The organism is Streptomyces sp. NPDC002580 (assembly GCF_042889485.1).
GTDB lineage: Bacteria > Actinomycetota > Actinomycetes > Streptomycetales > Streptomycetaceae > Streptomyces.
In genome coordinates this window covers 28,563-49,349 of record NZ_JBIAQZ010000004.1, presented here as the reverse complement: position 1 = coordinate 49,349, position 20,787 = coordinate 28,563, and the positions used below count along the sequence as shown (strand labels likewise).

14 protein-coding genes and 1 pseudogene are annotated in these 20,787 nt (G+C 72.1%); 10 read left to right on the top strand and 5 right to left on the bottom strand.

What is annotated here, in order from left to right; translation table 11 throughout:
* Window positions 1-52 precede the first annotated feature (52 nt).
* The 3 genes and pseudogenes from ACFYW7_RS14380 to ACFYW7_RS14370 all read left to right on the top strand — a co-directional run bounded on the left by ACFYW7_RS14380 (window position 53) and on the right by ACFYW7_RS14370 (window position 3,797).
* A complete protein-coding gene (locus ACFYW7_RS14380) occupies window positions 53-2,014 on the top strand; it encodes a hypothetical protein (protein WP_389501777.1) in 1,962 nt (653 codons plus the stop codon).
* A 300-nt stretch (window positions 2,015-2,314) separates the two neighbouring features.
* Window positions 2,315-2,572: pseudogene (locus ACFYW7_RS14375) on the top strand (carbonic anhydrase); the annotation flags it as partial.
* A 202-nt stretch (window positions 2,573-2,774) separates the two neighbouring features.
* Window positions 2,775-3,797 carry an acyl-CoA dehydrogenase family protein gene (locus ACFYW7_RS14370; RefSeq protein ID WP_389501775.1) on the top strand — a complete coding sequence of 341 codons (1,023 nt, stop codon included), beginning with the start codon at window positions 2,775-2,777 and terminating at the stop codon, window positions 3,795-3,797.
* A 131-nt stretch (window positions 3,798-3,928) separates the two neighbouring features.
* On the opposite strand, the gene ACFYW7_RS14365 is transcribed toward ACFYW7_RS14370, so the two are convergent.
* Window positions 3,929-4,618 carry a GntR family transcriptional regulator gene (locus tag ACFYW7_RS14365; RefSeq protein WP_389501773.1) on the bottom strand — a complete coding sequence of 230 codons (690 nt, stop codon included), beginning with the start codon at window positions 4,616-4,618 and terminating at the stop codon, window positions 3,929-3,931.
* Window positions 4,619-4,993: 375 nt separating this feature from the next.
* Between ACFYW7_RS14365 and ACFYW7_RS14360 the strand changes: the two genes are divergently transcribed.
* The 5 genes from ACFYW7_RS14360 to frc all read left to right on the top strand — a co-directional run bounded on the left by ACFYW7_RS14360 (window position 4,994) and on the right by frc (window position 13,318).
* Window positions 4,994-5,473, top strand: coding sequence for an NAD(P)H-dependent oxidoreductase subunit E (locus ACFYW7_RS14360; RefSeq protein WP_389501771.1), 480 nt, complete (start codon window positions 4,994-4,996; stop codon window positions 5,471-5,473).
* Window positions 5,470-7,062, top strand: a complete 1,593-nt coding sequence (locus ACFYW7_RS14355) for a formate dehydrogenase beta subunit (protein WP_389501769.1) — start codon at window positions 5,470-5,472, stop codon at window positions 7,060-7,062. The genes ACFYW7_RS14360 and ACFYW7_RS14355 overlap by 4 nt, the downstream gene beginning before the upstream one ends.
* 16 nt (window positions 7,063-7,078) lie before the next feature.
* The gene (gene fdhF, locus ACFYW7_RS14350; RefSeq protein WP_389501767.1) at window positions 7,079-9,949 is read left to right on the top strand and encodes a formate dehydrogenase subunit alpha; all 2,871 of its coding nucleotides are present in this window, start codon (window positions 7,079-7,081) and stop codon (window positions 9,947-9,949) included.
* A 1-nt stretch (window position 9,950) separates the two neighbouring features.
* On the top strand, window positions 9,951-11,996 hold the full coding sequence (gene oxc, locus ACFYW7_RS14345; protein WP_389501765.1) for an oxalyl-CoA decarboxylase: 2,046 nt from the start codon (window positions 9,951-9,953) through the stop codon (window positions 11,994-11,996).
* Window positions 11,997-12,061: 65 nt separating this feature from the next.
* A complete protein-coding gene (frc, locus tag ACFYW7_RS14340) occupies window positions 12,062-13,318 on the top strand; it encodes a formyl-CoA transferase (RefSeq protein ID WP_389501763.1) in 1,257 nt (418 codons plus the stop codon).
* 127 nt (window positions 13,319-13,445) lie between these two features.
* On the opposite strand, the gene ACFYW7_RS14335 is transcribed toward frc, so the two are convergent.
* Window positions 13,446-13,886, bottom strand: coding sequence for a PAS domain S-box protein (locus ACFYW7_RS14335; protein ID WP_389501761.1), 441 nt, complete (start codon window positions 13,884-13,886; stop codon window positions 13,446-13,448).
* A gap of 263 nt (window positions 13,887-14,149) precedes the next feature.
* Here ACFYW7_RS14335 and ACFYW7_RS14330 point away from each other — a divergent pair, with 263 nt between their 5' ends.
* Window positions 14,150-14,491 carry a hypothetical protein gene (locus ACFYW7_RS14330; RefSeq protein ID WP_389502694.1) on the top strand — a complete coding sequence of 114 codons (342 nt, stop codon included), beginning with the start codon at window positions 14,150-14,152 and terminating at the stop codon, window positions 14,489-14,491.
* Between the two features lie 127 nt (window positions 14,492-14,618).
* Here ACFYW7_RS14330 and ACFYW7_RS14325 read toward each other — a convergent pair whose 3' ends face one another.
* Window positions 14,619-16,367, bottom strand: coding sequence for a serine/threonine-protein kinase (locus ACFYW7_RS14325; protein WP_389501759.1), 1,749 nt, complete (start codon window positions 16,365-16,367; stop codon window positions 14,619-14,621).
* A 209-nt stretch (window positions 16,368-16,576) separates the two neighbouring features.
* A complete protein-coding gene (locus ACFYW7_RS14320) occupies window positions 16,577-17,155 on the bottom strand; it encodes a TetR/AcrR family transcriptional regulator (RefSeq protein ID WP_389501757.1) in 579 nt (192 codons plus the stop codon).
* Between the two features lie 304 nt (window positions 17,156-17,459).
* On the opposite strand from ACFYW7_RS14320, the gene ACFYW7_RS14315 reads away from it, so the two are divergent.
* Complete coding sequence (locus ACFYW7_RS14315) at window positions 17,460-18,989, top strand: MFS transporter (protein ID WP_389501755.1); 1,530 nt, start codon at window positions 17,460-17,462, stop codon at window positions 18,987-18,989.
* A 27-nt stretch (window positions 18,990-19,016) separates the two neighbouring features.
* Here the strand turns inward: ACFYW7_RS14315 and ACFYW7_RS14310 are convergent, their stop codons facing one another.
* Complete coding sequence (locus ACFYW7_RS14310) at window positions 19,017-20,690, bottom strand: aromatic amino acid ammonia-lyase (protein WP_389501752.1); 1,674 nt, start codon at window positions 20,688-20,690, stop codon at window positions 19,017-19,019.
* Between the last annotated feature and the right edge of the window lie 97 nt (window positions 20,691-20,787).

Below are 20,787 nucleotides of genomic sequence, written 5' to 3'. Positions count from 1 at the left end.
GCACCCGTGGCCCTCCGGTGCGCCGTGTCCCCATGTCCCACCGCGAGGCTCCATGTCCCAGTACGGCATCGTCTTCGACCACCGCCGCGTGCAGACCGCCGTCATCGGAGACAAGAACTCCGATCACCCGGTCATCCTCCCCATGGAGGCCGACGAGTTGGACCACTGGCGCCGGGCCCATCCCGTGTACACCTACTGGTGTGGCATCCAACTGGGCGGTTGCGGCGGCGAGCTGAGCGACAAGCGGTACACGGACAAGGTCTGTCATTTCGCCCACCACCCCAGCGCCCCCGTCTGCCACCGCGCCGCGAACGGCGAGTCCAGCGCCGACCACCTGTTCATCAAGCGGGGGGTGCAACGCCTGCTCGGCAAGCAGAAGGTGCGCGGCCAGGTGCGGACGCGGAACCTCGGGACCGGTCCCGGCGACGCCGTCGACGTCCACCTGCCGGGCATCCGGCGCAGGCTGCGCTTCCAGTTGAGCCCACTCGACTACCGAACTTGGCGGCGCGCCGACGACGACCTGTCCCTGGACGTCGACGACCTGGACTGGGTCTTCGGCGTCGACACCCCCGTCACCCGTGAACTCACCGGCCGCCATGGCTTCTGCCTGCGTGTCCGCTGTGAGACCGTCGGCGGTGAGCGGCGCGTTCACATCGGGGCCGAACCGCGCGACCGTACGGGCCCGGTCGACTGGACCCCGCTCGAGGACTGCGAGTTGACGCCGACCGGCCTGGTCACCCCGCACCTCGAGACGATTCGCCTCTCCGGCCCCGGCCCGAAGGTGCCTTCGTTCCCCCTGCGGGGCGGCTTCGTCTTCGCCCCTGTCGACGAGGCCGACGTCCCCTCCTCTTCGCCCTTCGCCACCGAGGACCGCCACCTGCTCGTCGCGGACGTCAAGCCGGTCGACAGCCCCGTCGTGCGCGGGCTGCTCTCCCTTCCGGCCGACATGGACGCGCCCTCCGCCGAGCACGTGTACCGCGTGCAGGACCCCGCGCTCATGCTCGTCCTGGAAGACGGCCGAGGCTGGGCGGTCGAAGCCGACCGCTACACCCGTCTCCACGCCCACGAAGCCCAGCGCACGGGCCTGTGGACCCCGCGGCCCGGGGACCCGCCCGAGCCTGAACTCCCGCCCGCCGGGCCGCCACGGGCCGTCCGTCGTCCTGAACCCGCCTCCCGCGCGGAACCGGCACCCGTCCGCCCGGTCACCACCGTCCCTGTCCGGGTTCCCGTGGTGTCCCGGCCGCGCACGCACGCGGACCTGGTGACCCACCTCCGCGACGCTCTGGCGGACTCCGCCCGGCTGGGCTCGACCACGACGTGGGACGAACTCGCCGGCCGGGTCGGATTCGATAGCTCGCGGCTCTCCGTGTCCGACCGCTGCGATCTGCTCGTGGAGGTGGACACCCCGCTCTCCGAATACGTTCCCGTCCGCTCGGCCTTGATTCGCGACGGGGACGGGCCCCTGCCCTATCTCGGCGAGATCCTCGCACGGCTCGGCGTCCCGTACGCCAAGGGCTCGGCGCGTCTCGGGCAGTGGGCCGAAGCCGAGGTGCGGCGCGCGTTCGCCGCGTACGGCCGACCGGCGCGGGCCATGGACCCGCGACTGGATCTGGCGCCCGCACGGTCCTCCTCCGTGGGGCACAGCGAACTGGCCACGGCGTTGCGCGCCTGGCGCGTCCCCCCACCGCCACCGCCCCGTCGGACCGCGACCGCCGTCCCTCCCCGTCACGCGACGACCACGGTCAAGAAGCGGCAGGACAAGCGAATCAGCGACCTCATCGCCGAACTCGGCGGACTGCGACCCAGGATGAGCAAGTCGGCTCGTAAGCGAGCCAACAGAGTGATCACGGGCGCGCGGGTGTGGCTCGGCGAACTGCCCGTCCAACGGATTCCCAAGAGAGCGAAGGCCGCGGCCAAAAGCCGTGCCCAGCACGTCCAGGACCTGGAGGAAGCGGTCAACACCGCCCGTGCGGACATCGCCGCGGAAGGACGCCCTCTCCCGCCGTCACCCTGAGCGGAAGCGTGCGCGGCACACGCGGCGGCCCGCTGGAACCTGGGGCGCGCAGGACGAGGTAAGCACGTATGAGGTGTGGTGTATGCGATATGCGGTAGTCACCCCTGCCGAATACGTGTCGCTCCTTGTCCGGAGGTCCTCGGAGGCCCGTTCCTCGCCCTCCCCGCCCGGCGGTTGGCCCTCCCGCTGCCGGGCTCGATGACGGGCGGCCGGGCGTGTCCCGGGGGAATGCTCCTCTGCGACGTGAAGAGTGATCTTCACGTGTTCGAACTGTCCTCGACCGGAGTGGGGCGGCCCGGCATGTCGACCCCAGTGCCCCGACTCGCCCAGCCCGCCGACCGTCGTCCGGGCGACGGGACGGTCATCGACCGGCTCGTGGCGGCCAACCGCGAGTACGCAGCCGAGTTCGTGGACCCCGGGATGGATGCCCGTCCGGTCCAGCGCGTCGCCGTCGTGGTCTGTATGGACGCCCGGATCGATCTCCACGCCGCACTCGGCCTCCGACTCGGCGACTGCCATGCCGTGCGCAACGCCGGAGGTGTCGTCACCGACGACGTGCGCGGCTTCGTCTTCGGCGTGACGACGGGGCTGCTGCGGGAGATCGACCCGAGAGCCTGAGTCGTCCCGCCCTCTCGGCGTCGACGCCCGTCCGCGGCGAGAGGGCGCAACCTACCCCCGCACTCCTCTGGCGCACCTCGAACAGCGATGGCATACTGTATGCAATTACTGTGGGAATCCTTCCTGAGAAGGGGGTCGCCCCGTGTCGTACCGCAGTTCCCTCTCCGCGGTCCTGGCGAAGACCGTCGCGCCCACCGCCGAAGCGGCCGTCCGGGGGTGCGGGTTTCCCCGGGCCTTGGTGGCGGCCCTTGGGCGCGCCGGACTGCTCGGCCTCACCGTCTCCACGGAGTTCGGCGGGGCCGGCCTCGGGTTGGCGGAGGCCGTCGACGTGGTGGCGCGGACGGCGCGGGTGTGCCCGGCCACCGCCGCCGTGCTCACGGCCCACTTCGCCGCGGTCGCCGCCGTCGAGTCCTGCGGCGGTCGTCCCTGGGTACGGTGCGAGATCGCCGCCGGGCGACACCTCGGCAGCCTCGCGCTCGCCGACGGATCACCCGGCGGGAAGGGGGTGGCGCGGGTCTCGCACGGGTCGCCGTACTCCGTCGCTTCCCGCTCCGGCGACGTGATCGCCCTCCGTGGCTGGAAGCGGCAGGTGGTCGCGGCCGGTGAGGCCGACAGCTACCTCTGGTCCTCCCGGCCGGTCGCGGGGCGGGGCGGTCTGACGCTGTGGGTGGTCCCGGCGCAGGCCCCGCATCTGTTCGTACCGGCCGGGCCCGGCCGGGGAGCGGATGCAGGGGGAGCGGTCGTCGGGGGAGGGACCGCCGGCGGCGCGACTTCCACGGTGTGCGCCGATCCGGTGCTGTTTCCCGCCGACGTGATGCTCGGCCCGGACGGCGGAGGGCTCGACATCCTGCTGCGGATCGTGCGGCCGTGGCTGACGGAGCTGAGGGCGGCCGCCGGAGCCGACATCCTCGGGGTCGGCCACGAACGGGACGTCGCGGAGGGGTGTGTCGCGGACCGGTGCGTCGGCGATGGATCCGTCGGTGGAGGGGGCGGGCGTGACGAGGCCGGGCACGACAGTGCCGGGCGTGATGGGGGCGGAAGTGATGGGGGCGGAAGTGGTGGGGCCGGGCGTGATGGGGGTGATGGCCTCGGCCTTGGTCCCGAGGCCGAGGGGCTCGACCTCGGCTCGCACCGCCGTCCCGCCGACTCCCTCGCGTCGACGTGACCCCGGCCCGGCGGACGGCGGGGTGCGGGCCTCCACCCCGCCGACCCGCACGCGCCGACGCGACCGGGTCCGGTGGACGGAGTGACCGGGCGGGTGGCGGCGGGGTGGGCCCCCCGCGGGTGCGCCCGCGGTCAGTCCTGGTTCGCCCCGGCCGCGTACTGCTTGCGATAGAAGCCCGTGGTGCGCTCGGTGTGCTTGCGCATGACCTCGCCCGCGCGGTCCGCGTCGCCCTTGGCGATCGCCCTGATCAGCTGGGCGTGCTCGTTCCAGGCCTCCTTGCCGCGAGGTCGGGCGATCGGCGTGTAGTACCAGCGCACCTTCTGGCTGACGCCAGCGATCAGGCCGGCGAGCACGGCGTTGTCGGCCATGGACGTGATGAAGGCGTGCAACGCGGTGTTGGCCGCCACCAGTCGGTCGACATCGCTCGCGGCGAGGGCGTCGACTCCCTCCTGGTGAAGCTCCCAAAGCCGTTCGACGTCCTCGGGCTTCGCCTGCTGGGCGGCGAGTTGCGCCGAGTACGTCTCAAGGACGGCCCGGACACCGAGGAGTTGGGAGGCCTCCTCCTCGGTGGGGGAGTGGACGAAGGCTCCCTGGGCGGGGCGCAGGTCGACCCAGCCGTCGGTCTGGAGTCGTTGCAGGGCCTCGCGCACGGGCTGGCGACTGACGCCCAGGTGCTCGGCGAGCTCCGCTTCGACCAGGTGCTGGCCAGGCTTGAGCGAGCCGCTGACGATCAGCTCGGTCAGGGCGTCGTACACGGCCTGCCGCAGTGGTGCCGGGCGGGTGACGCGCCGGGACGCGGCGGCCGTGAGTGCCTCACGCATGGGAGCCCCGTTCTGCCACCGCGCCCTCGGGGCCGGCGGCTCTGCCGAGTGGTGACCGCCGCCGGGATCGCCGACGGCTGCGTCAGGATACAGGTTTTGGTATGCAGGATGGCGTGCTGCCGCAGGAGCGGTCCGGGGTCCGCGGGAATACCGTCCGGCCGGGGCCGGCGTGCGCCTCCGTGCAGGTCGCGAGTGCGGACGGCCGGCAGGGTCCTTCGCGGCCCTGTCATCCCTCCGAGGTAATTACCTTCGCTGGATCAGGAGTTGGGAAGCGGTGGAGTTCGATTGAGTTCTGTATACAGAAGCCTGTATGGGGTAGGGTCGCAGTCTCCCGCAAGCATCGCCGGGGACCGCGTGACGGAGGGCGGAGCGATCATGACGACCAGCGCGAGTGACGTGACGGTCGAGAGTGTGGTCCGGAGGCTGGCGGCCGGGCATCGCGGTGAGCGTGGTGCGCTGCTTCCCGTACTGCACGCCGTGCAGGCCGAGTTGGGGCAAGTGCCGCAGGAGGCGATTCCGGTCCTCGCCGACGAGTTCAACCTCTCCCGGGCCGACGTCCACGGAGTGGTGACCTTCTACCACGACTTCCGTCGCGAGCCCGCCGGACGCACCACCGTGCGCATCTGCCGCGCCGAGGCCTGCCAGGCCCTGGGGTCCGACGGGCTGGTGGCCCACGTCCGCGAGGCCGGACTGGCGCTGGGGGAGACGACCCCCGACGGGGCCGTGACCGTCCAGCAGGTCTTCTGCCTCGGCAACTGTGCGCTCGGGCCCTCCGTGGAGGTGAACGGCCGGCTGTACGGACGGGTCGGCCCGGCCCGGCTCACCTCGATCCTCGACGGGACGGTCTCATCGTGAACGACACCACGCCCGCCGCGGCGACCGTCTACGTACCCCGCGACTCGGCCGCCCGGTCGGTCGGCGCCGACGAGGTCGCCGACACCCTCCAAGAGGCCGCCGTCCGCGCCGACTTCGCCCTCGACGTCGTACGCAACGGATCACGCGGCATGCTCTGGCTGGAACCCCTCGTCGAGGTGGCGACCCCGCGCGGCCGCGTCGGATACGGCCCCGTCACCCCGTCCGACGTCGGCGGACTCCTCGCCGCGGGCATGCTCGACGGCGCCGACCATCCCCTGCGACTCGGCGTGGTCGGCGAACTGCCCTGGCTGGCCCGCCAGAACCGGGTCACCTTCGCCAGGATCGGCGTCACCGACCCGCTCTCCACGGACGACTACGTGGCGCACGGCGGCCTCGCGGGCCTGCGCGCCGCGCTGGAGCGACCGCCCGCGGACGTCGTCGCCGAGGTCACCGCCTCCGGGCTGCGCGGCCGGGGCGGCGCCGGATTCCCGGCCGGCCTGAAATGGAAGACCGTGCTCGACCGCGTGGACGAGCAGAAGTTCGTCTGCTGCAACGCCGACGAGGGCGACAGCGGCACCTTCGCCGACCGGATGGCCATGGAGGGCGACCCCTTCATGCTCATCGAGGGCATGACGATCGCCGCGCACGCCGTCGGCGCGAACGAGGGCTACCTCTACATCCGCTCGGAGTACCCGGACGCGGTGGCCACCATGCGCGCCGCGATCGGCATCGCCCGCGAACACGGGTGGCTCGGCGAGGGGGTCCTCGGTTCCGCGCTCGACTTCGACCTGCACGTCCGCGTCGGCGCCGGCGCGTACATCTGCGGCGAGGAGACCTCCATGCTGGAGAGCCTGGAGGGCAAGCGCGGTACGGTCCGCGCCAAGCCGCCGATCCCCGCGATCGAGGGCCTGTTCGGCAGACCGACCGTGGTGAACAACGTCCTCACCCTGGCGACGGTCCCCGTCGTGCTCGCGGCCGGCGCCCAGGCGTACCAGGAACTCGGCGTCGAACGCTCGCGCGGGACCCAGGTGTTCCAGCTCGGCGGGAACATCGCGCGCGGCGGCATCGTCGAGACCGCGTTCGGCGTCACACTGCGCGAACTCGTGGAGGACTACGGCGGCGGCACGTTCTCCGGGCGCCCGGTGCGCACCGTACAGGTCGGCGGGCCGCTCGGCGCCTATCTGCCGACCTCGATGTTCGACCTGCCGATGGACTACGAGGCCTTCGCTGCGGCGGGCGCGATGGTCGGCCACGGCGGCGTCGTCGTCTTCGACGACACCGTCGACATGGCCGCCCAGGCACGCTTCGCGATGGAGTTCTGCGCCGCCGAGTCCTGCGGCAAGTGCACGCCGTGCCGGGTCGGTTCGGTGCGCGGCGTCGAGGTGATCGACAAGATCGTGGCCGGTCGGCACCGGGACGAGAACCTGGCGCTCCTCGAGGACCTGTGCGACCTGATGACCGACGGATCGCTGTGCGCGATGGGCGGGCTGACGCCGATGCCCGTACGGAGCGCCCTCGCGCACTTCCCCGACGATTTCCTCGCCCGTGAACCGGACGGGCGGACCCACCCGAAGCGGACGAGCGCGTGAGGACGGAGGGCACGGCATGACCCTGCTCAAGGAACCCGACTTCGGCACCCCGGAACGGCCCGGAGCGGCCACGGTGTCGGTGGAGGTCGACGGCCTTCCGGTGACCGTGCCCGAGGGCACGTCCGTACTGCGCGCCGCCGCGCTCGCGGGAATCGACATACCCAAGCTGTGCGCCACCGACAGCCTGGAGCCGTTCGGCTCCTGCCGGCTCTGCCTCGTGGAGATCGACGGGAGGCGGGGCGCCCCGGCCTCCTGCACCACCCCCGTGGCGGACGGGATGCGGGTGAGCACCCAGACACCGAAGGTGGAGAAGCTCCGCCAGGGCGTCATGGAGCTGTACATCTCCGACCATCCGCTCGACTGTCTGACCTGCCCGGCCAACGGCGACTGCGAACTCCAGGACATGGCGGGCGTGGTGGGCCTGCGACAGGTGCGGTACGGCTACGAGGGCGAGAACCATCTCGACGCCGAGAAGGACACGTCCAACCCCTACTTCGACTTCGATCCCGCCAAGTGCATCGCCTGCTCCCGCTGCGTACGCGCCTGCGGCGAGGTGCAGGGAACCTTCGCGCTGACCATCGAGGGGCGCGGCTTCGACTCCAAGGTCTCGCCCGGCGCCGCCGAGACGTTCATGGACTCCGAGTGCGTCTCCTGCGGGGCCTGCGTCCAGGCCTGCCCGACGTCCACGCTCCAGGAGAAGTCGGTCGTCGAACTCGGCATGCCCACCCGGTCGGTGGTCACCACCTGTGCCTACTGCGGTGTCGGCTGCTCCTTCAAGGCCGAGCTGCGCGGCGACGAACTCGTGCGCATGGTGCCGTACAAGGACGGCGGAGCGAACGAGGGCCACTCCTGTGTGAAGGGCCGCTTCGCCTTCGGCTACGCCACCCACCCCGACCGGATGCTCCGCCCCATGGTCCGTGACCGGATCACCGACCCCTGGCGGGAGGTGGAGTGGGACGAGGCGATCGGCACGGTCGCCCGCCGGATGCGGGACATCCAGCGCCGGTACGGGCCGAGTTCGATCGGCGCCATCTCCTCGTCGCGGTGCACCAACGAAGAGGTCTACGTCGTCCAGAAGATGGTGCGGGCCGCGTTCGGCAACAACAACATCGACACCTGCGCCCGCGTCTGCCACTCCCCGACGGGATACGGACTCAAGCAGACCTTCGGAGAGTCGGCCGGCACCCAGGACTTCCGTTCCGTGGCCGAGGCCGACGTCATCATGGTGATCGGCGCCAACCCCACCGACGGACACCCGGTGTTCGCCTCGCGGATGAAACGACGGCTGCGCGAGGGCGCGGAGCTGATCGTCGTCGACCCCCGCCGCATCGACCTGGTGCGCTCCCCGCACATCGAGGCCGCGCACCACCTCCAGCTGAGGCCCAGCACCAACGTCGCCGTCGTCAACGCCATGGCCCACGTGGTCGTCACCGAGGGCCTGGTCGACCGTTCCTTCGTGGACCGCAGGTGCGAGGGGTTCGACGAGTGGGCGCGGTTCGTCGCCCTGCCCGAGAACAGCCCGGAGGCCACGGAGCAGGTGAGCGGTGTCCCCGCCGGTCAACTGCGGGCCGCCGCGCGGCTCTACGCGCAGGCGCCGAACGGGGCCATCTACTACGGCCTCGGTGTCACCGAGCACAGCCAGGGCTCGACCATGGTCATGGGAATGGCCAACCTCGCCATGGCGTGCGGCAACATCGGCCGCGACGGCGTCGGCGTCAACCCGCTGCGCGGGCAGAACAACGTCCAGGGCTCCTGCGACATGGGCTCCTTCCCGCACGAACTGCCCGGCTACCGCCATGTCTCCGACGACGCCGTGCGCGAGGTGTTCGAGAACCTGTGGGGCGGCACCCTCCTCGCCGAGCCGGGACTGCGCATCCCCAACATGTTCGACGCCGCGATCGACGGCACCTTCCGCGGCCTGTTCGTGCACGGCGAGGACATCGCCCAGTCCGATCCCAACCTGCGGCACGTCACCGCCGCGCTCGCGGCGATGGAACTCGTCGTGGTGCAGGACCTGTTCCTCAACGAGACCGCCAAGTTCGCCCACGTCTTCCTGCCCGGCGCGTCCTTCCTGGAGAAGGACGGCACGTTCACCAACGCCGAGCGCCGGATCAACCGGGTGCGCGCGGTGATGAAGCCGAGGACGGGCAAGCACGAGTGGCAGATCGTGTGCGAGATCGCCACGGCCATGGGCTACCCCATGGAGTACGACCACCCCAGCCGGATCATGGACGAGATCGCCTCGGTCACCCCGACGTTCACCGGCGTCTCCTTCGAGGTGCTCGACAAGCTCGGCAGCGTCCAGTGGCCGTGCAACGCCGCCGCGCCCGAGGGGACACCGGTGATGCACGTGGACGAGTTCGTGCGCGGCAAGGGCCGGTTCGTCGTCACCGCGTACGTCCCGACCAACGAGCGCAGCACCCGGCGCTTCCCCCTGGTGCTCACCACCGGGCGCATCCTCAGCCAGTACAACGTCGGCGCGCAGACCCGGCGGACCGGCAATGTCGCCTGGCACCCCGAGGACGTTCTCGAACTGCACCCGCACGACGCCGAGGTGCGCGGCATCACCGACGGCGCGCTGGTGACCCTGGCCAGCAGGGTCGGGCGTACGACGCTGCGGGCGGAGATCTCCGACCGCATGCCGGCCGGCGTCGTCTACACCACGTTCCACCACCCGGTGACCGGCGCCAACGTGGTGACCACCGAGAACTCGGACTGGGCGACCAACTGCCCCGAGTACAAGGTGACCGCCGTACAGGTGGGACTCGCCCATCCGCTCGGGCACGGCGACGGGACACCGGAACGGGCCGGGGACGAGTCCGTCGGACGAGCCGGGGGCGAGACACCGGAGTCGGCCGTCGGCGACGTCCTCACGGCGGTGGACTGAGATGACGGCGACCGTGCCGCCGGAGACGCGGATGGCGAACGACATCGCCGTCAACCTCCGTCATCTGCCCGGGGAGTCGGCCGCCGAGGCCGTCGCGGGTCACATCGACCGCTTCTGGGACCCCCGCATGCGCGCCCGGCTCCTCGCGCACGTCGACGGGGGAGCCGAGGGGCTGCACCCGCTGGTGATCGACGCGGTGCGGCTCCTGAAGGGGTCCCGGACGAGGGAGAGCGGGCTGCGGACAGTGAGAGGAACCACCGTGACGACAGGACCTGCCCAAGGAGGATCCCGGACCATGACCGCTCCCTCGACACCGGAGACCACGGCGAACGCCGACGTTCCGACCGAGCTGACCGACGGGTACCACCTGGTCGTCGACGCGCTGACGATGAACGACGTCGACACCATCTACGGGGTCGTGGGCATCCCGATCACCGACCTGGCCCGCCTCGCGCAGGCTCGGGGCATCCGCTACATCGGCTTCCGGCACGAGAGCAACGCGGGGCATGCCGCGGCGGCGGCCGGCTACCTGACGAAGCGGCCCGGCATCTGTCTGACCGTGTCCGCGCCGGGCTTCCTCAACGGTCTGGTCGCGCTGGCCAACGCCACCACCAACTGCTTCCCGATGGTCCAGATCTCCGGATCCAGCGAGCGGCACCTGGTCGACCTCAGGCAGGGCGACTACGAGGAGATGGACCAGCTCGCCGCGGCGCAGCCGTTCTGCAAGGCGGCCTACCGGGTGGGCCGCGTGGAGGACATCGGCCGGGGCATCGCCCGCGCCCTGCGCACCGCCGTCTCCGGACGCCCCGGCGGTGTCTATCTCGACATCCCCGCCGCGGTGCTCGGCTCCGTCATGGACGCGGCGGCGGGCGCGAGGACCCTGAGCCGCCTCGTCGACCCCGCGCCGCGCCAGCTGCCGGGCCCCGAGGCCGTCGACCGGGCCATCGAGCTTCTCGCTGGCGCCGAACGGCCGTTGGTGGTGCTCGGCAAGGGCGCCGCCTACGCGCGGGCGGACGACCGTGTCCGTGAGTTCGTCGAGTCCACCGGCATCCCCTACATACCGATGTCGATGGCCAAGGGTCTGCTGCCCGACGACCACCCCCAGTCGGCGGCCGCCGCCCGTTCGCTGGCCCTGAAGAAGGCCGACGTCGTGATGCTCGTCGGAGCGCGCCTCAACTGGCTGCTGAACCACGGCGAGGCGCCGCAGTGGAACCAGGACGCCCGGTTCATCCAAGTGGACATCGAGGCCCGCGAGATGGACAGCAACCAGCCCATCGCCGCCCCGCTCGTCGGCGACATCGAGTCGGTGCTCGACGCGATCGCCGAGAGGACCAAGCCCGGCCGGATCGCGGCCCCCGCCGCCTGGCGCGACGAACTGGCCGCGCGCTCCGCGCAGAACGTCGCGAAGATGGCCGAGCGGCTCGAGGCGGACCCGAGTCCCATGCAGTTCATGGGCGCCCTCAAGGCCGTACGCGACGTCGTGCGCGGCCGCCCGGAGACGTACATCGTCAACGAGGGCGCCAACGCCCTGGACATCGCCCGCAACGTCATCGACATGCACGTGCCGCGGCACCGCCTGGACAGCGGCACCTGGGGGGTCATGGGCATCGGCATGGGCTACGCGATCGCCGCCGCCGTGGAGAGCGGCGCACCGGTCGTCGCCGTCGAGGGCGACAGCGCCTTCGGGTTCAGCGGCATGGAGCTGGAGACGATCTGCCGGTACGGACTGCCCGTCGTCACGGTCGTGATGAACAACGGCGGTGTCTACCGGGGCGACGACGTCAATCCCCTCGGCGACGCCCCCTCGCCGACCACGCTGATGGGCGCGGCCCGGCACGACCGGATGATCGAGGCGTTCGGCGGCAAGGGCTACCGCGCGACCACACCCGCCGAGGTGACCGCCGCCCTCACCGAGGCCCTGGCCTCCGGCGGCCCCGCGCTCGTCGACTGCGTGATCGACCCCGCGGCCGGCACCGAGAGCGGCCACATCGCCCACCTGAACCCGAAGGGCATCACCGTCGGCAACATCGCGCCCACCAAGAAGTGAGCCCCGGACTCCCCACGCGTACTGCCGACTTCCGCACCGAGTTCAATGACGAGAAGGAATCCACCATGAGTGCAAAGCCGCTCGCCGGAATCAAGGTGATCGACTTCACCGGCGTCCAGGCCGGTCCCGCGTGCACCCAGATGCTCGCCTGGTTCGGCGCCGATGTCATCAAGGTCGAGCGCGTCGACGGAGGCGATGTGACGCGTCATCAACTCCGTGACATACCGGACGTCGACGCCCTCTACTTCACCATGCTGAACAGCAACAAGCGTTCCCTGGCCATCAACACCAAGTCACCCGAGGGCAAGGAGGTCATGGAGAAACTGATCCTCGGGGCGGACCTCCTGGTGGAGAACTTCGCGCCGGGCGCCATGGACCGCATGGGTCTCGGCTGGGACCACCTCCACGCGCTCAACCCGCGGCTGATCTTCGGCTCGGTCAAGGGCTTCAACGACGACTCCAAGTGGAACGACCTCAAGGTGTACGAGAACGTCGCCCAGGCCGCCGGCGGCGCCGCGTCGACCACCGGGTTCTGGGACGGACCGCCCACCATCAGCGGCTCGGCGCTCGGCGACAGCAACAGCGGCATGCACCTGATGATCGGTCTGCTGACCGCGATCATCCAGCGCGACGCCACCGGCCTCGGCCAGAAGGTCTCGGTGTCCATGCAGGACGCCGTCCTCAACCTGACCCGGGTCAAGCTCCGCGACCAGCAGCGCCTGGAACGCGTCGGCCACCTGGAGGAGTACCCGCAGTACCCGAACGGCGAGTTCGGCGACGCGGTCCCGCGCGGCGGCAACGCGGGAGGCGGCGGGCAGCCCGGCTGGATCCTCAGGTGCAAGGGCTGGGAGACCGACCCCAACGCCTACATCTACTTCACGATCCAGGAGCAGAACTGGGCCCGCACCTGCGAGGCCATCGGCCGTCCCGACTGGGCCGAGGGCCCGGAGTACAGCACCGCCCTGGCGCGACAGCCGCGCATCATGGACATCTTCGCCGAGATCGAGAAGTGGCTGGCGGACAAGACCAAGTACGAGGCGGTCGGCGTCCTGAGCGCCTTCGAGGTGCCGTGCTCCCCGGTGCTCAGCATGAAGGAGTTGGCGGAGGACCCCGACATGCGCAGGAGCGGCACGATCGTCGAGGTCGAGCAGAAGGAACGCGGCACCTATCTGACGGTGGGAAGCCCGATCAAGTTCTCCGCGTTCAAGCCCGAGATCGTCGGGGCACCCCTGCTGGGCGAGCACACCGACGAGGTGCTGGCCGGCCTCGGCTACACGGCGGACGCCGTCCGCAGGCTGCGCGAGGGGAAGGTCGTCGCCTGACCCATGGATGCGGGTCCGAGAGTCCCGCATGCGCAAGTGCCCCGTGAACGGATGCCGTTCGCGGGGCACTTGGCGGCCGAGAGGACGCCGAAAGTCCCTTCCTTGCGGGAGTTGCGAGATCAGAGGGTCATACGGTCGCGCGGTCGGTGCCGGTCTCGGCCCGCCGTCGCATCAACTCCCGCTCCCTGGAACGCCGGGCGGTGACGTCCCGGACGACGGCACCGACGTAGGGCGCGCCGTCGCTCCCGGTCAACAGCACCACGCTGAACTCGATGGACAGGGTCCTGCCGTCGGCCGCGAGCGCGGGGACCGTCAGGAGGTCGGCCTCGCCGTACTTGGTGGCGCCCCGCTCCATGGCCGTGCGGAAGCCGTCCCCATGACGACGGCGGTGCTTCTCCGGGATGATGATGTCGAGACTGCGGCCGTCCGCCTCGGCGGCCGGGAACCCGAAGACGCGCTCGGCGCCCCGGTTCCAGTAGCGGATCAGACCTTCGCTGTCGATGATCACCACACCGTCGGGCGCTTGGGCGGCCATGCCCAGCACCACCTCGGGATCCAGATCGTCCATGTCGCCTCCGAACCGGGGCTGATTGGTGACGACAGTATACAGAATCCACTTTCCACGGGTGGTCCGCTTCAAGGAGATCCGGGAGCGCTCCGGGAGATCAGGCCATCGAGAAGTTCGCGGTGGGCAGGGGTGGTTGACGTCGTGGGGATGGCGGTATCCATGCCGAGTGGCCGCCTCTGGCGGTCGCGCCGCGCGCGTGGGATCGTCACGCGGTGACCGAAACCGCTGTGGGAGAGACCGCGCCGGGGCGCCCCGACGACCGCATGCCGTCCGTTCTGCGCTTCGCGACCGAACTCGTGGCCTGGGTGGCGACCCCCTGGGCCCTGTCCGGCCACTCGGTGGCGCTCGCGGTGCTCTCCGTCGTGCTGCTGATCGGCCTGCCGACCGTCTTCGCCACGCCGGGGGACAAGAGCAACGTCATGGTTCCGGTGCCGGGTCGGGCGACCGTGCTGCTGGTTCTCCTCCAGCTCGTGGCGGCGGTGGTGTCCTCGTGGCTGGCCTGGCCCGCCTGGGCGGCCGTCCCGGTCACCGTGCTGGCCGCCGTCACGTGCTTCACGGAGCGGCGACGGTGGGTGTGGCTGTGCGGTGCGGGAACGGCGCGGTGACCGGAACGATCGGCTGCGCCTGAGCGGCATTCCGGCGCCGCGTCAGATCGTTGTCCTCACGGGTGCACGGGTGCACGGGTGCACGGGTGCACGGGTGCACGGGTGCACGGGTGCACGGGTGCACGGGTCACCCGTCCACCCCGAAGTGGCTTTCCGTCGTCTGTCCGTCGGGTGTGAGTGCCGCCGCGACGCAGCGGAACACCCTCAGCCCCGCACCCCATTGCTCGGCGGTCGGCGGGAGGACGTCCACGTCCCATGCGGCGTCGACCGTGCGGCCGGTGGGTGTCAGCGAGCTCCGCAGGACCTGCTGGGAGCACAGGGTCCGTACGTCGGGATGCTTGACGAGGTCCCTCGCGTTGTACGTCGTCCCGTCCTCGGGCAGCGGGGCGATGGCGAACGTCTCCCACACGTGCGAGACGTGGCAGTCGGCGCGGCTGACGGTGATCGTCCCCGCGTTGTCGGTGATGCCGCTCCAGCACTCGGCGCTCGTGACACAACGGCCGCCGATGCCCTCGACGTCCGCCGCGGCGCAGCCGCGACGGGTGGTCCGGGTGCCGAACCCCGAGTTCCCGCCCGGCGAACCCTGGTGCGTGGCGCTGGGGGACGGGGACCCGGTGGACGAGGAGCCGGGGCCGCCCGGCGTCCCGTACTCGTGGATCACCCAGGTGACGGACACGCTCACCGAGACCACCACCGCCAACGCGGCGATCAGCACGGGCCGACGCCGCGAGGTCCCGTGGTCCGCCGGTTTCGTCGCCGTGTCCGTCCCCGCGCCCCGGTTGTCCCGGCCGCTCCGGGCGTCCCCCGAGCCCCGGGCGGGACGGCGGTACGACGCGCCCTCCCGCTTGTCGCCCACCTCGTCCGGACCGCCGTTCCCGTCCGGACCGCCGTTCCCCTCCGGACCACCGTCCCCGTACGGACGGGGCGCCGCCATGTCCGAAGGCGGCGGCGGGAAGGTGGCCGGCGGGGCGTACGGCGCGGGCGGCGCGTCCCGGTGTGCCGGAACGGTGCCGACCGTACGGAACGCCGGGCCGAAACCGGTGCGACGGGCGCCCTCGACGTCCACGGCGGCGAGGGCGTCGCGCAGGGTCGCCGCGTCCGGCGTCCGGGAGGCCGGATCCGTCGACAGGGCGTGTCTCAGCACCTCGTTGAGCGGCGCCGGTACCCCGGGCAGGTCCGCGTAGGGCCAGGTGTGCCGGACGATGAGCTCCGCGAGGCTGAGCTGGGTGCCGTCCTCGGGGTGGTGCGGCGGGCGGCCCACCAGGAGGGCGTAGAGCGTCGCCGCGAGTGAGTACACGTCGCCGGTCGTCGTGGGTTCGGCCAGGTGGAAGGCTTCGGGTGGCGCGTACGCCGGGGTCAACGCCTCGCGTGTCACCGACAGTTCGGCGCCGGGCCGGGGCATGGCGGCGAGGCCGAAGTCGGTGAGGGCGGCGGCGCCGTACCGGTTGATCATGATGTTGCCCGGCTTGATGTCGCGGTGCAGCACCCCGGCGGCATGCGCCGCCGCCAGCGCGTCGGCGATGCCCGTTCCCATGTCGAGGGCCTCCTCCAGGTCGAGGGGGCCCTGGCGGCGCAGTCGGTCGCCGAGCGAGCCGCCCGGGCACAACTCCATGACCATGTAGGGGCGTTCGTCGTCGAGGACACCCGCGTCGTAGACCGGGACCACGTGCGGATGCCCGGACAGGCGGCCCGCCGCCGTGACCTCGCGCAGGAAGCGCCGCCGGTCACGGGCCGAGGTCAGCGCCCTGCTGTCCACCTTCAGCGCCACTTCCCGGCCCACCGCCGACTGGTGGGCCCGGTAGACGGTGGCGAAGCCGCCCCGCCCCAGGACCTCCTGGACCTCGTAACCGGGCAGTTCCACGTGTTCGTACCGCATGACGTCGTCATCCCCCAGCGCACCACCACCCACGGCAGAGCGTCTGACCGGGGACCGCGCCGACTGTAGCCCAGCGGCCCGGGCCGGTGGGCCTTCACCGGTCATGAGGCTCTCGGGGGAGGCCGCTTCCGGCGGCGCGGCGGGACACCGGCCGCCCGGAGCGGGCAGGCCGGCGGCGTGCGGATGCGGACGGGCAGGGAGAGCGGAGGTCAGCCGGCGCTGCGGACCCCGTCCAGCGCCACCGACAGGACGCGGTCGCGCTGGGCGTCGTCCAGGAAGTTCGTCGCCGTGATGCCGGCGACCATCCGCAGCAGGTCGTCGAAGTTCATGTCGGCGCGGGCCTCCCCGGCCTTCTGCGCCCTCTCGAAGAGGGGGCCGCCCGCGGCGTACATCGACTCCCGGCAGGCCAGGAAGATCTCCGACTCGTCGTTGAGCGCCTCGCGGATGGCCCGTTTGGTGACCGTGTAGTCCACGAAGCGGCGCAGCCATGAGGTGAGCGCCTCCCACGGCTCCAGGCCGGCGACCTCCTCGGCGACCCGGCACAGGTCGTCTACCTCGCCCGCGTAGACGCTCTCGAACAGGTGGCGGCGGGTCGGGAAGTTCCGGTACAGCGTGCCGATGCCGACGCCCGCCCGTCGGGCCACGTCCTCCAGGGAGGCCTCCGCGCCGCTCTCCGCGAACGCCTCGCGGGCGGCCGCCAGCAGCGCGTCGTAGTTGCGGGCGGCGTCCTTCCGGTGCGGCCGCCGGGACGCGACGATCTCGCTGACGGGGAACGACTGTGCCGTCACTACTGCCTCCCGGGCTGGATCCAGGTTGAAGCGGAGGGTCGCCTCCGTTACAGTGGAGGGGTACCTCCACTTTACCAGTCGGGGTGCGTCCGGCATGGACGCGTGCGGCCGCACGCGCGGCCGGGCGCCCACCCCCTCCCCGCCACCCGGCGGCCCGCGCGGTGACCGCACCGCCCCGCCGTTCCGATCCCCACCCACGCGACCGCCCTCGCGGCCGCCGGCCTGCCCGGCGCCGCCCCGCGGTCCGTCCCGTCCGACCGTGGCCCCGACGACCTCGGCCGCATCCTGTTCGGAGAGGCTCCTCATGCCCCGTACGTCCACCCGTGTCACCTTCGCGGTCCTCGCGACCGGTGCCGGCGTGTTCGCCATGCTGCAGTCGCTGATCGCGCCGGCCCTGCCGACCGTCCAGCACGCACTGCACACCTCGCAGTCCACCGCGACCTGGGTGATGACCGCGTACCTGCTGTCCGCCTCGATCTTCACCCCCATCCTCGGCAGGGTCGGTGACCTGGCCGGCAGGAAACGCACCCTCGTCGCCGTTCTCGTGGCCGTCCTGGCGGGCTGCCTCCTCGCCGCGCTCGCGCCCACCATCGGCGTCCTGATCGTCGCCCGGGTCGTCCAGGGCGCCGGCGGCGCGCTGTTCCCGCTGTCCTTCGGCATCATCCGGGACGAGTTCGCCGCGTCCCGGGTGAGCGGCAGCATCAGCAACCTGTCCGCCGTGATCGCGGCCGGCGGGGGAGTCGGCATGGTGGCGGCCGGCCCGATCGTCACCGCGCTCGACTACCGCTGGCTGTTCTGGATCCCCGTCGCCGTTGTCGCGGTCACCGCCCTCATCGCCCTGCGGTACGTCCCCGAGTCACCCAAACGCGCCCAGGGGAACGTCAATTGGCTCGGTGCCGTGCTGCTCTCCGGCTGGCTCGTGGCGCTGCTGCTGCCGCTCAGCCAGGCGAGCCGATGGGGCTGGGGATCGGGCAGGACGATCGGCCTGTTCGCCGCGGCCGTGCTGCTCTTCGCGCTCTGGCTGCGCTCCGAGGCCCGTTCCCGCAGCCCGCTCATCGACCTGCGGATCATGCGCCTGCCCGCCGTGTGGACGACCAACACCGCCGCGCTGCTCTTCGGCGCGGGCATGTACGCGATCTGGTCCTTCCTCCCCGGTTTCGTCCAGACCCCGGGCTCCGCGGGCTACGGCTTCGGCGCGAGCGTGACCTCGGCCGGACTGCTCATGCTGCCGATGCTGGTCGCGATGTTCTGCTCGGGTGTACTGAGCGGCCGACTGGAGCCCGTCCTCGGCGCCAAGAAGCTGCTGGTCGCCGGTGCCGCGCTCGGCGCGGTCGCCTGCGGATTCCTCGCCGTGTGGCACGACCGGCCGTGGCACGTCGCCTTCGCGGCGGGTGTCTTCGGCCTCGGCATCGGACTGGCCTTCGCCTCGATGGCCAACCTCATCGTCGGCAGCGTCCCGCCCGAGCAGACCGGCGCCGCGACCGGGATGAACGCCAACATCCGTACGATCGGCGGGTCCATCGGCGCCGCGGTGACCAGCGTCCTGGTGACCGGCCGGCTCCAGCCCTCGGGCCTGCCGTACGAGGCCGGGTACACCCACGGATTCACGCTGCTCGCCCTGCTCTGCCTGGCCGCCGCCCTCGCCGCGCTCCTCGTCCCCGTCCAGCGCGCGGCGCGCTTGACCGGCGCACCCCGGGCTTCGGGACGGGCGACGAGCCGCGATGCCGGTTCCGGTACCGGGTCCAGTTCCGGATCCGGTACCGAGGCCGCTTCCGCCGCGGGCGAGGGGGTGACGGCCGAAGCCGGATCCGTCGCGCCGGGCGCGCGGGGCTGAGGCCGGGGGCCGGCGCGGCGGCCCCGCTCAGTCGTCGCCGACGAGCGCGGCGAACTCGTCGAGCAGGGCGGCCGCGCGGGTCACGTCGTCCGTGAGGGGGCGGTCCCGCGGGTCCGGGTCCAGGGTCGTCGCCGCGCGGAGGTAGGCGCGGCCGGCCGGCGTGTCCGGAGCGGGCGGAGTGCCGCGCATCCGCAACGCCCTTACGGCGGTGACGAGTTCGCAGGCCAGCACCAGCCGGTACGCCGGTGCCAGCCGCAGCGACTTGCGGGCTGCCTGCGTCGCGAAGGTCGCCGCCTCCTCCATGCCCTGGGACAGCACCACATGTCCGAGCGCGGCGGGGGCGGCACACGCCTGAACCTCGGCGAGGGCGGACGCGGCGCTGTACTCCAGGATCATCATCCCCGACCCGGCCGAGGAGGTGTCCGCCAAGTAGGACCGCAGTCCGGTCAGTTCGGGCTGCCCGAGGGCCGACAGGCGGGCCGCGGAGAGCCGGGCGGTGCCGAGCACGGCGAGGCCCAGCTGATCGAGCGCGAGAGTGAGCGGCGTGGTGAAGAAGCCGCCGTGGTGCCGTGCGACGGGGGTGTCCGTGGTCGCGTCCCAGCCGATGAGAGGGTTCTCGGTCGCGGAGTTGAGGTCGATCGACAGCACCTCCTCCAGGGCGGACCACGCCTGGACCGCGGGGCCGTGGGCCTGCGGGAAGCAGCGGAAACCGAAGGGGTCCTGCACCCGCGCCGCCACCCCGCTCGCCGGTGGCGGCAGGGCCGTCGTGTTCCCGTCCGCCGCACCGAGCAGGGCCAGGACCCGGGCGGCCGCCCGCCCGATCGCCGGATGCGGATGGGCCCGGTGGACCTCGGGCGCGTACGGCTCGAGGGAGCCGCCCACCGCGTGCAGGGAGAGCGCGGCCACCAGGTGCGCGGCGCGGAGCGGGACGCCGAGATCGTGCCAGGCGAGCGCGGACTGGCCGAGGGTGAGGGCGCTGCTGCTCAGCAGGGCGAGCGCGTCACCTCGTCGCATGGCCAGCCTTCGCGGGAACGCGCCTTCCGGGGCCGTACCCTCCGGGAGCGAGCCCTCCGGGAGCCGGGCAGCGGGGAGGGGATCTCCGGTGTCCGTCCCGTCCCGCAGCCAGGTGCCGTGGCCGAAGAGGGCCAGTCCCAACTGGGCCAGTGCCGTCAGGTCGCCGGTGCCCACGGACCCGTACTCGGGGACCAGGGGATGCACTCCGGCGCGCAGCGCGTCCGTGACGGCCACCGCGATCTCGGGTCCCAACCCGGAGCCACCGGCCAGGAGTTGGCTGACACGCACCACCATCATCGCGCGGACCTGCCGGGTGGGCAGGGCCTCGCCCGCACCGCCCGCGTGGCTGAGCAGCAGGCGCAGATCGTGGCCCGCGCCGTCGTGCTCCTCGACAGCGAGGCCCCGGTGCGCTCCCACTCCGGTACTGCGCCCGTAGACCCGGGCGCCCTCGGCCGCCAGTCGGTGCGCGGCGCGCCGGTTGCGCTCCATCGCGTCGAGGGCGGGCTGACCAGGGAGCGGAGGTGCCGCTCCGTCGGCGACTCTGGCCACCGCCGCGGCATCGAGGCTCCGGCCGAGGAACGCCGTGCCGGCCGGTGCCGTGCCGTCGTGCTCGTCCCCGGCCGGCTCGCGCGGCGGGCGGTCCACGATGGTGCCGCCGGTGGCCGCGCCGGCCGTGCGCTCGAGCATGACGGACTCTCACTCCTCGGCCGTACGCGGTCGGAAGACCGGGCCGGGGAGAAGCGCTCCCCGGCCCGCGGGCATTCGCCCCCGTCACTCTTCGACG